The following is a 13,697-nucleotide window of genomic DNA, read 5'->3' on the forward strand; positions in this document are numbered from 1 at the left end:
AGAGACATTTTTTTTGCCCAATTACTATAAATTATAGTAATTTATTATACAGTAGTATATATTACATTATTTTTTAGGAGGTTTTTCTTATGAACAAAAAACATCAAATCATTTCTTTTGTAGCTATTATTTTAGGATTTTTTATGGCATTATTAGATACAACTGTGGTAAATATCACTTTGCCTAAAATGACTGAGTACTTTAATACTACTATGGATCATATTTCTTGGGTGGTAAATGCATATAATCTATCTACTGCAGTTATTCTAGTAACTGCTTCCAGATTGGCAGATCAATTTGGAAGAAAAAAACTGTTTATTGCAGGAGTATTTTTATTTATTATATCTTCACTTTCATGTGGCATTTCAAATTCGCTTCAAGCACTTATATTATTTAGAACAATTCAAGGGCTAGCTGCAGCTTTTGTTGTGACTATTTCAGTGCCTCTTTCTCTTGAAATATTCCAACCAGAAAAAAGAAGAACTATTATGGCACTTTGGGGAGCTTTTTCTGGTCTTGCTGCTGCAAGTGGACCATCTATTGGGGGGATAGTAACTCAATTTTTTAGTTGGAGATATATTTTCTTTATTAATGTACCTATAGGTTGTATTTGTATACTATTAACTATGAAATTCATAAAGGAATCCTATGACCCAACTGCAAGTAAAAGTATAGACTTTGGGGGAATTATAACAATCTCAATTGCTATGTTTTGTTTAACTTTAGCATTGATGAAGGCTACTGAAAAAGGCTGGACTTCAAGCTTTATCCTTTCCTTGTTTGCAGTTTCTGCTATAGCCTTTATACTATTTATTATTATTGAACTAAAAGTTAAGGAGCCTATGGTTCCACTTAGCTTATTTAAATCTGCACCATTTACGAATGGTTCCATTGCTCTATTCTTACTGGGACTTGGTATTATGTCTGGTACTTATTTGCTATCATTTTTCCTAATTCAGGTTAAAGGATTAGAACAATTGTCAGCAGGACTTATTATTTCAACTATGTCCTTAACTTCAATGTTTTTTTCATTATTAGCTACTATTTTAACAAAAAAATTAGGCAGCAGGGTTACTAGTGCGTTGGGTATTCTTTTAATTTCTACCTCTTGCTACTTAAATAGTTCTCTTACTCAGAATTCTTCAAATATAGATATTATTTTAAGATTAATTGTTGCTGGTTCTGGTACAGGATTAAGTATGGCAACACTAATAGGTTCTATAATGGCGAATGTTCCTTTAGATAAAATAGGAATAGCTTCTGGAATAAATAACATGACAAGAACACTTGGAACTGTACTTGGGGTTGCATTGTTCTTAACTATATTTACATCAAATATGACTACCCAGATGTCTTATGCTAAAGACTCTGCTGTACAAATAATACAAAATGACAGTGTATTTGGTAATAAAACCAAGCTGAACATGATTTCTTTTGTTAAAGCAGGTAGTGCTAAAAATGTTAGTCTATCAGAAATATTAAATACAATTGATGAAAAAGAAGCCTCTGAAGCTCAAAAGAAAGAAACAAAGAAAATAGTACCTTATATTCAAGATACCTTTTTAACCTATACTGTTAAAGCTTTTAGTTTTACATTTAAAGTTAGTGCTGTAATTCTTTTGCCAGGTATACTTTTTGCATTATTCAGTGATAAGAAGAGAAAAACTGAATTAAAAAATGAACAGTTTGCTAAAAGCACAGATAATGCTTCAGCAAGCTAAATTGAGTAGGAGCTGAATAATTATTTTATTCAGCTTTTCTCATATATAACAGAACAATATGATGAGTTTAAAAAAGATTGCTTAGATGATAAACATTCAGTAAGTAATGAATTAAATGTAAGTATCTAATTAAACTATAAATTACTTCATCAATTTTTATTGTGGCTCCTACAATGAATAGGCGTTTTATAAATATAAGCATAGCTGTTAAAATGTTAACAAGAAACAAAAATAATCAGAATATTTTAATTTGTGTGGTAGGAGGAATTTATATGTTTGATAATTTATTTTCAAAAGGAAAAATAGGTTCTATGGAAACAGAAAATAGAATTGTAATGACACCTATGGGTATTCATTTGGGCAATGAAGATGGTTCTATGTCAGATGAAACCGTTGCCTTTTATGCTGCAAGGGCAAAAGGTGGAGTAGGTGTTATATTTACAGAGGTTACAATGGTTGAAGAATCAAGAGGTAGAGGAAACTGTAAGCAAATGTCTGCAGCCCATGACAAACATATACCTGGATTAAAAAAATTAGCAGATGAGATTCATAAATATAAAAGTAAAATAGTAATCCAATTATATCATCCAGGAAGACAAGGTATAAGTGCTGTCAATGGAAATTTACCAATGCTTGCACCAAGTGCAATTGAATGTCAATGTGTACATCAGGAAACAGTGGCAATGACAACAGAAGAAGTTGAAGAAATGGTTGAAAACTTTGTATCGGCAGCAGTAAGGGTTCAAAAGGCTGGTATAGATGGAGTTGAAGTACATGGAGCACATGGATACTTGGTAAATCAATTTTTAAGTCCACATACAAACCATAGAACTGATAAATATGGTGGAAGTTTTGAAAATAGATTAAGATTTCTAGATGAAATAATAATTGGAATAAGAGAAAGATGTGGAAAGGATTTTCCACTGATTGTAAGGTTATCAGTGGATGAATTTTATGAAAAGATAGGTCTTCCAGAAGAAGGCTTACATCTTGAGGATGGTGTTAAAATAGCTCAGCACTTAGAAAAATTAGGAGTAGATGCTATAGATGTTAGTTCAGGTACTTATGAAACTATGAATACAGCATGGGAACCTACGTCCTTTGAGCAAGGTTGGAAAATATATTTACCTGAAACCATAAAAAAAGCAGTTAATATTCCTGTAATTGGTGTATCGGTTATTAGAGAACCAGAGTATGCAGATCGTATTATAGCAGAGGAAAAAGTAGATTTTGCTGGGTCTGCAAGACAACATCTAAGTGATTCAGAATGGTCCATTAAGGCTAAGGAAGGAAGAGCAGATGAATGTAGAAAATGTATATCCTGTCTTCACTGCATGGAAACATTGATGTCTTCGGATATCACTCAATCACCTTGTCAGTGTGGGATTAACATTCAAAGTGGCAGAGAATTAGATTACAGCAACTTTAAAGAAGATGGTAATGGAAGAGTTGTAGCTATAATAGGTGCAGGGCCATCAGGTTTAGAAGCAGCAAGAGTTCTTGCAATGAGAAAATTTAAACCTGTAGTATTTGAAAAATCAGATAAAATAGGTGGACAATTAGAATTTGCAAACAAACCTCCAAAGAAAGAAAAAATAACTTGGCTTATAGATTATTTAAGAGTGCAGGCTGAGAAATTAGGAATAGAGATAAGATTGAATACTACTCCTACTATAGCTGATTTAAAGAAATTAAATCCTTATGCAGTATTTGTTGCCCAAGGTTCAAATCCAATAATGCCAAAATCCATATCAGGTATTGATGGAAAAGAAGTTTTATCAACTGTAGATATATTAAGTGGAAAAGTTAAATTAAAAGGAAAGAAGATTGGTGTGGTAGGTTCTGGTATGACAGGACTTGAGACATCAGAATTGTTGGCTGAAATGGGTAATGAAGTTACTGTATTTGAAATGGCTGATAATATAGGACCAGGATTATTCTTCCAAAACCTAATTGATATAATGGGTAGAGTTTCACAGTATGGTGTAAAGCTTTATCCTAAACACAAATTAGTTAAAATTGAACATGGAAAAGCAACCTTTGAACTTATGGAAAGTAATGAAATTAAAGATTATTCTTTTGATAATATAGTTGTTTCTTTAGGAACTAGGCCTAATGATGAATTATTAGAAGATATTAATGCTAATTTTGGCATAGTAAAAATATTAGGTGATGCATGTAAGCCAGGTAAAATTAGAAATGCAATGGAAACTGGTTTTGTAAATGCATACAATCTATAAAAATAAACAGATGGAGGAATAATATTATGGGAAGATATGCACAAACATGTCCAATTATTTGTGGAGCAGGAACAATTAGTTTATTAGGTGAAGAGGCAAAAAAATTAGGTTGTACAAAGGTAATGATTGTATCAGATGAAACTGTTGCAAAATTAGATGGATATTTTAAAGCAAAGGAAAGCTTAACAAATGCAGGTATAGAAATAGTAGAATTTAAAAAAGTAATTGCTGATCCACCAGATTATATTATAAATGAGGGTGGAGAAATTGCCAAAACAGAAAAAATAGATGGTATAGTTGCTATTGGTGGAGGAAGTCCAATGGATGCAGCTAAAGGTATAAATGTATTAATTAATAATCCAGCACCTGTAAATCAGCACTTTGGAAATCCTTTTTATACCCCAGGAGTTCCTGTAATAATGGTAGTTACGACAGCTGGAACAGGAAGTGAAAGTACATCTATTGGAGTAATAACAGATACAATTAATAATGTTAAAAATTCTGTTATTTGTAATTCTACTTTAGGTATACTAGATCCAGAAATAACTACATCCGTACCTGCAGATGTAACAGCTAATACTGGTATGGATACAATTTCACATGCAGCAGAAGCGATTACAGCACAATACCCTAATCCTAAGTCAGAAGTTTTAGCATCAGATGCTATAAAAAAAGTATTTGATTCTCTCGAAGTAGCTATAAATGATGGTAAAAATGTTGAAGCAAGAGAAAATCTATTGATAGCAAGTAATTTTGCAGGGTTAGCTTTTAATGATTCTTTAGTACATTTAGGACATGCTATTGCCCATTCAATTGGTGCTAAATTCCATATTCCTCATGGATCAGTATGTGCACTTGCGTTACCAGAAGTTATGAAATATGCTTCAGAAATTAAAGCAGATAAAGTTAAAATTGTTGGAAAAGCTATGGGCATCACTTTTAATGGAAAAGAAACAGATTTAGAAATTGGTGAAATAGTAGCAGCAGAAATACGTAAATTTGCTAAAAAAATAGGTATTAAATCCTTAGAGGAGCAAGAAATAAAAAAAGAAGATTTAATAAGTACAGCAGATATGGTATTAACTGATGGATGTTATAATTTTGTGCCAAAACAACTAAGTAAAGAAGATATAGAAGTAATTCTTGGAGATATTTATGATAATTATAAGTAAAAAAGCTATATATTCTATCAAGGATTATTAGGTTCAGATGAGGTTTGCTTATAAAAAATATGTATTTTAAAAATAACAATGATGGGATAAAATCTTTATTTATATAGGATAGAAATGTATAATAAAATTACTATCCTATATAAAATTTAATCATCTTGGAGGTATTATGGATATAACTTCTTTAAAATATTTTATAAAAGTATGTCAGGATAAAAATTTTACTAAATCAGCTAAAGAACTTTTTATAACGCAGCAGGCACTTAGTAGGATAATTAGTAATTTGGAGAAGGAATTAGGTGCTTCACTTTTTAAAAGGACTTCTCGCGGCGTTGAATTAACTGAACTAGCTCAATACATTTATCCTAAAGCGGATAAACTTATAGAAGAGTTTAATACACTTCAAGATGATATTTACAACAAAGTAAAAAAGAAAAAGAGAAAATTAAAGGTAGGTTTTGCACCAGGAACTCTACGTACTCTAGGAACTAAAGAAATAGTTGAGTTCAGTAAAGGTTCTTTAGGAATAGATATTGTTATATATGAATATAGGGATATTGAATGTGAAGCTAATGTATTAAATGGAAATCTTGATATAGCATGTACTATAAACCCAAGGAATCCAATTGATTTCTCATATTATCATTTAAAGAAGGATCACTTTGTAGCTGTGGTAAATAAAAATAATCCTATTGCTAAAAAAGAAAGCATAAGTTTTACAGATTTAAGAAATGAAAAACTCATTTTATTAGATGAAACCTTTCGAATACAATCTTTAATAATGGAGCATTTTCTAGAGGCAGGCTTTGAACCTAATGTTTATACGAAATGTGCTTTTGATTTATTAATAGCATATGATTTTGTAGCCTTAAATAAGGGAGTATTTGTTTTTGTAAATTCTTTGGCTAATGTGACTGAATATAATGAATTAAGTTGTGTTCCAATCAATACTCCAACTGCAGTTTGGGACATAGGATTTATTATAAAAAAAGATACAAAAATAAATCAAACCATGAAGATATTTATGAATTATTTTTTAGATAAAAATAATCAAAATACAATTGCATAATATTAATTGATAAAATAAAGATAATAAGCTGATAAGTGAAAATACCTTGTCAGTTTATTATCTTTATTTTATACATTTTCGTATGAATTTTTACACAAAGTAAGATGCAAACTGAAAAATAGGATTATATTGACAAAGATAAAAAGCTATGATATGCTTTTGACAATATTAAAAAGCAAGAATATTCTGTAAATAATACGATATGTTTGTAAAATTTAAATAAAATGAGGTGTATTTATATGACAAAGGTAAAAGAGTATCATATGACATATACTACAGACATAAATAAAAGAAAATATGAGATAATTACAGAAGGTGTTTGCTTTCATTGTGAACCAAATGATATAGATGAATTAATTGATTGTCAATACTACATACATGTATACAAAAATGGGGAACATGTATTTACTGGAGATTCTTTGACTTGGTTAGTTGAAAATAATTTTGATAAACAAATAAAAAAAGCTTTAATGGATCTGGAGAGATATAGAATTACAGAATTTCATAAATTGTATTTTGATTACATCATTGAAAAAAATGAATAAAAACATAAATTATTAGATTTATTTTTCTTTCCAAATGGTAAGTATCTAACTGAAAAGTGCATACTATTATTTAGATCCCACTGGTATTATAATTAATTACAAGATCAACTTTGTACACAGAAAAGTTTGACTGAATATGAGCATATATATTAGGAGGCAAATACAATGAAAAAATACAATTTATATCAAATCGATTCATTTACAAAGGAAAAGCTAACAGGAAATCCAGCAGGGGTAATAACCAATGCAGAGGGATTGACTGACTGTCAAATGCAGAAAATAGCTAGAGAACTTAACAATTCAGAGACAGCATTTATATTTCCGTCAAATAATGATGAGTATGATGTTCATGTACGATTTTTTACTCCAACAAATGAAGTGCCGATTTGTGGACATGCAACTATTGCTGCCCATTATGCCCGTGCTATTGAAAATAATCTTGATACTTCAAGAATTTATCATAAAACGGGAGCTGGAGTTTTACCTGTTGATATAATAAAGGAAAATCAGGATTATAAAATTGTTATGACACAGGGAAAAATTGAATTTGGAAATATCATTGATGGTATAAATAAAGAAGAACTCTTAAAAGCTCTTAATATAAAAAATAGTGATTTAATAGAAAATTATAAAATACAGATTGTCTCAACAGGTCACTCTAAGGTTATGGTGGGAATAAAAAGTATTGAAACTTTAAATGCACTGCAGCCAGATTATACGTTACTTTCTAAATTAAGCAAAAATATTAAGTGTAATGGATATTATGTTTTTACAGTTAATGAAGAAAATGATAATATTTTGGTGCATGGCAGAATGTTTGCTCCTGCAATAGGTATTAATGAAGATCCTGTAACAGGTAATGCCAATGGTCCTCTTGGAGCATATCTTGTTCATCATAAACTTGTTCATTACAATAAATCTTCATTTAAATTCAATGCGGTACAGGGAGAAGCCATAAAAAGAGCAGGTGTTATTGAAGTTGAAGTAAAAATAGAAAATATGGAACCTATAGAAGTTAAAGTTTCTGGAAACGCAGTAATAGCATTTAAATCTGAAATTTCCTTGTAGTAATACTATTTACAATGTATAATATATGTAAATTAGGTATAAAGAGGAGGAAATAAATGCATATTAAAAAGTATATTTTTAGTTTATTTATTATGGGAGCAATGTTTTTTTTAATGAGTCCAACTACTGTATTTGCGGATTCACCAGTAACATCTACCGACTTTTATAAGACTTATACTGATGTTAGCATTGTAAAAATAGCTGCAGAAAAAGGGACTGTAGATCAACAAATAGCTGATTATTTGCACTCAAGTAAAAATCCTATTGATGTTAAAGCAGCAGTTGTTAATGCATTAGGATGGAAAATTGATGGTAAAAATAATGCGGAAGATTATGTTAAATTAGTTTATTCAAAGAATATATACGAATTGGATATAGATTCATTATCCGGAGATGAAATTTTTTGCATAAGCTATATGATGGCTCTAGACGATTATTTTCATGTTGATAAGGCATTGACATTAATGGACAAGGCTTATGAAAAAAATAACACTAGTTTTACAATTGCAATAATTAGAAGTGTTTTAAAGGGACAAACTGCTCTTGATAACGGAAATTGGGGAATGGTTTGGTTTAATACAGAAAATGTTTTGAATGATAAGACACTTGTAAAAGATATGAAACAAGAAGCGATAGATAATATTTTAGCATATATGAAATTATATGATGGATATATTACAGATAAACCTAATACAAAGGCTGTATTAAATAGACTATCAGGTAATGATCGTTACAGCACTGCAGCTGAGGTTAGTAAATATGGATGGAGTGACCAAGCTAAATATGCCATTTTAGCTTCAGGTAACAGTTTCCCTGACGCACTTAGTGCTGCACCTTTGGCTAAAAAATATGATGCACCTATTTTACTTACAGATAAAGACAAAATGCCTGAAGCAACAATTTCAGAGTTAAAAAGACTTCAGGTAAAAAGTGTATATATTGTTGGAGGCACAGGAGTTATATCATCAAATATTGATAATGAATTGAGCAAAATCGGGATAAGCTGTATAAGGCTTCAAGGTAAAGATAGGTATGAAACTTCAGTAAAGATAGCAGAACAGCTAGGCACACCAACAGAGTTAGCCGTGGCAACTGGTGATGATTACTCAGATGCTCTATCAATTGCACCTTTTGCAGCAAATAAAGGAATGCCAATATTGCTTGTACCTAAGGATAACGTTCCAGATAGTATTAAAGCTTATTTGGCAAATAAAAACATAAAAAAGACATATATAGTTGGAAATTGTGAGATAATAAGTGATAACGTTGGAAATCAATTTCCTAATGGTTACAGAATATTGGGTTCAACAAAATATGCTAGAAACCAAGCTGTAATAAGCGAATTTAGTAAAGATGCAGATTGGAATACTGTTTTTATATCAAGTGGGGAAAACTTCCCTGATGCATTATCAGGTACAGCCATAGCAGCTAGAAGTGCTTCACCAGTTATTTTAGTTAGCAGTGATTCTTCAATTTTAGTAAATACTTATATGAAAAATAAAACTTCTTTAGTAAGTAAGTTTAATGTACTTGGTGGAGAAAGTGTAGTTCCCTCTTCTATTTTAAATAGTGTATTTTCATTAGGTAATATAATTAAAAATAAATAATTGATTTAGTACTGTAGGAACTGTGGCATTAAGTATTTTAACTATTTACTTTTAATGCACAGTTCCTTATTTGCATATATTAAAATGCTATTCAATTATCTTAATTGTAATATCTTCTCCATTAGCATATCTTTCTAAAAGTTGTTTGCCACATTCTAAGTATTCTTTAATATTATCCTTACCACTAAAGGAAAAGATGCACATTAAAATTTCACCTGCGTCATTTGTTATCATAGCCCTTTCCGAATCACTTGTTGGACTTCCAAAATGACCAAGTGAATCAGTTAATACAGGAAGACTTTCTATATTTATATTTTCCTTACCAATACCTTTATATTGATCACCCTCTTTGCCTATCACTAAGGAAATTGGAGAATGGAGGTTCTTGGTATTGTAAGATCCAACGGGAAACTTAGATTTTAAGGATATTAAATTGTTAATGTCAACTATATTATTCACCTTGTAAAGTCCTTTTCCTTGTAAAATTCGTCTAATTAATGCTTCCGAAGATAACCTATATTTACTAGGTGCTTTACCTAACTTTTTATATACTGTTCTTCCATCCATAATTCTAGGTGATGATGCTAAATTTTCTATATGTATTTCTTTTTTCAAGACTTCACAATAATCATTAATTTCTTTCAATAAGCTGTCACTGCTGTTTTCTACATTTACATGGGCTTGAATACATCCTAATGTCATTTCAGGACAAATTTTTTTTATCTCTTCGCAAATTAAAATATCTATCATAATAGATCAATCTCCCTTCAATACTTATTTGCAAGTACTCTAAATTTTATTATAGCATTATAACAATTTAAAGGTAGTTTTTATGAAATAAATATTATAGTGATGTGTAAAATATATTTATTAAAAAAGAGCCTTGACACAATATTAAGTTTAATGTAATGTGTATGATGGCAGCAAAAAAAGTTAAACTTAGTCAATATGGTTATAAAAGCCATAAAAATAATTATTCAAAATACAATTTAATATTATATGCATTTAGGTACTGCATTTGAATAAATGCAGTTTAAAAGGGAAATAAGTGAAAAACTTGTACGGTTCCGCCACTGTAAAAGGGGAGTTTAAAGGAATTTTATGCCACTGGGAAACTGGGAAGGCATTCTTTAAATGATGATACTTAAGTCAGGAGAACTGCCTATTTGTTTGGTGACTAACTTTACGGGAAAATGAAGGAGGTGACACATAACAGGTTTATGTATTTTTATGTATGGTGTTAGAGCTTTCTACGTTTGATGGAAGGCTTTTATTTTGCACAAAATTAATAATTTACAAAAGTTAAAATTGAAAGAAGGTTTAATAAATGAAAAAAATAAAATTGTTATGTTTATCTAGTGTTTTGATTGTTAGTTTATCTGCTTTTGCAGGCTGCAGTTCTAGTAAGGAAAAGGTCTCAAATGATAAAAGCACTGAAGCACAAAGTTCTACATATAAGCCTGTAACCATTACAGTAGATTTATTGAGAAATGGTAAAGGTGAAAAGGTAACAGAAACTTTTAAAGCCCCACCTAAAAAAGCTGTTACATTGGGAGATGAATTTACTGACATATTGCTGGATTTAGGCTTAGAAAAAAATATAGTTGGACGTACAGAAAATGGGTGTAAGGCTGTGAGAACAACCTTTAATGATGTTAGAAAAAATGTTCCTGTACTTGCAGATAAAAATCTTTCACAAGAAAAATTATTAAGTGTACAACCAGATTTCATAATGGGCTGGGATTCAAATTTTTCTGATAAAAAGTTTGGCAAAGAATTTTGTGAGAAAAATGGAATATCCATTTATACACCTAAATTTACAGGAGATCATGCTACAATACAGGATCTTTATACAGATTACATAACTTTAGGACAAATTTTTAATGTTTCTTCAAAGGCAGAAGCTAGAGTTAATGACATGAAAGCTAAAGTCAGCAAGGTTCAGGACAAGATTAAAACGGTTAAAAATGATCCTCAAAAAATATTTATTTATGATTCAGGAGAAAATGCCCCTTTTACAGGATGTCAAGGGTTACCAGGAGATTTAATCAAGATTGCAGGTGGCAAAAATATATTTGATGATATTGATAAAGGATGGGCAAATGTTTCATGGGAAGAAGTTGTAAAGAGAAATCCACAAGTAATAATTATAATGAACTATGGTACTGGAGATGCTGAAAAAAAAGAAAAATTCCTTTATTCTAACCCAGCATTAAAAGATGTAGAGGCTATTAAAAATAAAAGAGTTTATCCTATAACGCTTACTGATGTAGAGGGTAGTGCAGGAACAGCGGAAGTTGTTAATGATTTGGCTAAAGCTTTTTATCCTAGTGTTTTCAATAATTAGGAGGTTTTAACCTTGTTTAATAAAAGCTTAAAGGATCTTCTTCCTTTAAAAAGTAAGTTAAGCTATTTTATATTCTGCCTTGTACTGATATTTCTTGTACTTTTATCTATGATTTTATCTATTCTCATTGGAAGTGTTAATATTGAAAGCTGCTGGATTTTTAAGATTATATTTAATAATTCCATGCATCAGGAATACTTTCAAGCAGTGTGGCCTAAATCCAGCGAATCAATTGTTTGGAATATAAGATTACCTAGAGTTTTATTATCAGCTATTGTAGGAGCAGGACTGTCTCTATGTGGAATTGCTATGCAGGCCTTAACTAAAAATTCTCTATCAGATCCTTATATTTTGGGCATTTCATCTGGAGCATCATCTGGTGCAGTGGCAGTTATAATGTTTGGATTTTTTAGTTTTCTAACGCCTTACAGCATTACAGCAGGGGCTTTTATTGGAGCCGTACTTGCAATTATTATTGCATTGAAATTTGCTAATATAAGAGGAAGAATTACTTCCACACAATTGGTTTTATCAGGAATAGCGGTTTCAGCTTTGTTTTCGGCAATAACCAATTTGTTCATATTTAAGGAGGATAATTCAGATAAAGTTAGAACAGCTTTGTTTTGGATGGTGGGTTCACTTGGAGGCACAAAGTGGAGCTATATTCCTTATTCTGGAATTATGTTTGCTATTTGTACAGTTTCATTTTTTTTACTTCATAAATCCCTAGATGCACTGCTTTTAGGTGATGCTACAGCTACTACTTTAGGAGTTAATACTAAACTTATAAAGATTGTAATAATAGTTTTATGCACTTTGCTTACAGGTTCTATAGTTTCTGTAAGTGGAGTAATTGGCTTTGTTGGCTTGGTAATTCCCCATATTACACGTACTTTTGTAGGATCTAATCACAAAAGGTTGATGCCTGCAGCAGTTTTAATAGGAGCATTATTTTTAATCTGGTCAGATGTGTGTGCAAGAGTAATTGTTTCACCAGAAGAATTGCCTATTGGAGTAGTTACAGCTTTTATTGGAGCTCCATTTTTCTTATGGATTTTAAGAAAGAGCAGTTATAGTTTTGGAGGTAGCAAATAGTGAAATTAAAAGTAGAGGATTTATGCTATAAAATTTGTGACTATGATATATTAAACGATGTAAATATTGAGATAAAAGAAGGAGAATTTGTTGGTTTAATAGGACCAAATGGATGTGGAAAGTCAACCTTATTAAAAAATATTTATAGAGTGTGTAAACCCTATTGTGGAAGTGTATTTATTGATGATATCAATATCAACAAGTTAAGCAGTAAGGATGCAGCAAAACGAATGTCAGTTATGATTCAAGAAAATAACATAGAATTCGATGTTAATGTTTTAGATATGGTATTGCTTGGAAGATATGCCCATAAAAAGCTTCTTGAAAATAATTCTGAAGAAGATTTGATTATAGCAAGACAATCATTAAAAGATGTAGGTTTATATGGTTATGAGGACAGAAGTTTTTTCAGTTTGTCAGGTGGAGAAAAACAAAGAGTTTTAATAGCCAGAGCCTTAACTCAAAAAGCTAAACTAGTAATATTGGATGAACCTACAAATCATCTGGATATTGGCTATCAGTTTCAAATTATGGATATATTGAAAAGTCAGAAAGTAACTGTTTTTTCTTCTATACATGATTTGAACATAGCAGCATTTTACTGTGATAAGATATTTGCTATGGATTGTGGAAGGATAACTGGCTATGGAACTCCTGAAAAAGTGATAACTGAAGATTTGATAAAAAAACTTTTTAGAGTAAATGCTCAAATTCAAGTTAATTCTACAACCAACAAAATTAGTATACATTACATTTCAAGCAGTATTGATTCGCCATAGACAAGCTCCACATGAGTGTAGGAATAAATTGATAAATAATGTAGTGTTTAAAAAAGA

The 13,697-nt window shown here is 30.6% G+C and carries 11 protein-coding genes and 1 riboswitch; of the genes, 10 read left to right on the forward strand and 1 reads right to left on the reverse strand.

All coding sequences use genetic code 11. From position 1 onward, the window contains the following. The first annotated feature begins 89 nt into the window (after window positions 1-89). The 7 genes from EG57_RS0209795 to EG57_RS0209825 all read left to right on the forward strand — a co-directional run bounded on the left by EG57_RS0209795 (window position 90) and on the right by EG57_RS0209825 (window position 9,419). Window positions 90-1,721: an MFS transporter gene (locus EG57_RS0209795; protein WP_032077047.1), complete on the forward strand. Its 1,632-nt coding sequence runs from the start codon at window positions 90-92 to the stop codon at window positions 1,719-1,721. Window positions 1,722-1,993: 272 nt separating this feature from the next. After that, window positions 1,994-3,961: an oxidoreductase gene (locus tag EG57_RS0209800; protein ID WP_032077048.1), complete on the forward strand. Its 1,968-nt coding sequence runs from the start codon at window positions 1,994-1,996 to the stop codon at window positions 3,959-3,961. Between the two features lie 26 nt (window positions 3,962-3,987). Next, window positions 3,988-5,133, forward strand: a complete 1,146-nt coding sequence (locus EG57_RS0209805; protein WP_032077049.1) for an iron-containing alcohol dehydrogenase — start codon at window positions 3,988-3,990, stop codon at window positions 5,131-5,133. Window positions 5,134-5,299: 166 nt separating this feature from the next. After that, entirely contained in the window at window positions 5,300-6,199 is a 900-nt protein-coding gene (locus tag EG57_RS0209810; RefSeq protein ID WP_029160872.1) for a LysR family transcriptional regulator, read from the forward strand. Window positions 6,200-6,438: 239 nt separating this feature from the next. Then, a complete protein-coding gene (locus EG57_RS0209815) occupies window positions 6,439-6,744 on the forward strand; it encodes a hypothetical protein (RefSeq protein WP_029160873.1) in 306 nt (101 codons plus the stop codon). 165 nt (window positions 6,745-6,909) lie between these two features. Further along, window positions 6,910-7,812 carry a PhzF family isomerase gene (locus tag EG57_RS0209820; protein WP_032077050.1) on the forward strand — a complete coding sequence of 301 codons (903 nt, stop codon included), beginning with the start codon at window positions 6,910-6,912 and terminating at the stop codon, window positions 7,810-7,812. A gap of 56 nt (window positions 7,813-7,868) precedes the next feature. Beyond that, a complete protein-coding gene (locus EG57_RS0209825) occupies window positions 7,869-9,419 on the forward strand; it encodes a cell wall-binding repeat-containing protein (protein WP_032077051.1) in 1,551 nt (516 codons plus the stop codon). Window positions 9,420-9,506: 87 nt separating this feature from the next. Here EG57_RS0209825 and EG57_RS0209830 read toward each other — a convergent pair whose 3' ends face one another. Then, the gene (locus tag EG57_RS0209830) at window positions 9,507-10,169 is read right to left on the reverse strand and encodes a B3/B4 domain-containing protein (RefSeq protein ID WP_032077052.1); all 663 of its coding nucleotides are present in this window, start codon (window positions 10,167-10,169) and stop codon (window positions 9,507-9,509) included. 240 nt (window positions 10,170-10,409) lie between these two features. After that, a riboswitch (cobalamin riboswitch) is annotated at window positions 10,410-10,599 on the forward strand. A 147-nt stretch (window positions 10,600-10,746) separates the two neighbouring features. On the opposite strand from EG57_RS0209830, the gene EG57_RS0209835 reads away from it, so the two are divergent. The 3 genes from EG57_RS0209835 to EG57_RS0209845 are packed head-to-tail and all read left to right on the forward strand — an operon-like array spanning window position 10,747 to window position 13,640. Next, window positions 10,747-11,766 carry an ABC transporter substrate-binding protein gene (locus EG57_RS0209835; protein ID WP_032077053.1) on the forward strand — a complete coding sequence of 340 codons (1,020 nt, stop codon included), beginning with the start codon at window positions 10,747-10,749 and terminating at the stop codon, window positions 11,764-11,766. Window positions 11,767-11,778: 12 nt separating this feature from the next. Next, window positions 11,779-12,861, forward strand: a complete 1,083-nt coding sequence (locus tag EG57_RS0209840; RefSeq protein WP_029160880.1) for a FecCD family ABC transporter permease — start codon at window positions 11,779-11,781, stop codon at window positions 12,859-12,861. Beyond that, window positions 12,861-13,640 carry an ABC transporter ATP-binding protein gene (locus tag EG57_RS0209845; RefSeq protein WP_084572202.1) on the forward strand — a complete coding sequence of 260 codons (780 nt, stop codon included), beginning with the start codon at window positions 12,861-12,863 and terminating at the stop codon, window positions 13,638-13,640. The genes EG57_RS0209840 and EG57_RS0209845 overlap by 1 nt, the downstream gene beginning before the upstream one ends. The last annotated feature ends 57 nt before the right edge of the window (window positions 13,641-13,697 follow it).

This window comes from Clostridium drakei (assembly GCF_000633595.2).
GTDB lineage: Bacteria > Bacillota > Clostridia > Clostridiales > Clostridiaceae > Clostridium_AM > Clostridium_AM drakei.

Excerpts from the sequence above, each read along its gene's own strand:
- EG57_RS0209835 (WP_032077053.1), top strand. The coding sequence starts at position 10,747 with ATGAAAAAAATAAAATTGTTATGTTTATCTAGTGTTTTGATTGTTAGT.
- EG57_RS0209800 (WP_032077048.1), top strand. The coding sequence starts at position 1,994 with ATGTTTGATAATTTATTTTCAAAAGGAAAAATAGGTTCTATGGAAACA.
- EG57_RS0209795 (WP_032077047.1), top strand. The coding sequence starts at position 90 with ATGAACAAAAAACATCAAATCATTTCTTTTGTAGCTATTATTTTAGGA.
- EG57_RS0209820 (WP_032077050.1), top strand. The coding sequence starts at position 6,910 with ATGAAAAAATACAATTTATATCAAATCGATTCATTTACAAAGGAAAAG.
- EG57_RS0209815 (WP_029160873.1), top strand. The coding sequence starts at position 6,439 with ATGACAAAGGTAAAAGAGTATCATATGACATATACTACAGACATAAAT.
- EG57_RS0209805 (WP_032077049.1), top strand. The coding sequence starts at position 3,988 with ATGGGAAGATATGCACAAACATGTCCAATTATTTGTGGAGCAGGAACA.
- EG57_RS0209825 (WP_032077051.1), top strand. The coding sequence starts at position 7,869 with ATGCATATTAAAAAGTATATTTTTAGTTTATTTATTATGGGAGCAATG.
- EG57_RS0209810 (WP_029160872.1), top strand. The coding sequence starts at position 5,300 with ATGGATATAACTTCTTTAAAATATTTTATAAAAGTATGTCAGGATAAA.
- EG57_RS0209830 (WP_032077052.1), bottom strand. The coding sequence starts at position 10,169 with ATGATAGATATTTTAATTTGCGAAGAGATAAAAAAAATTTGTCCTGAA.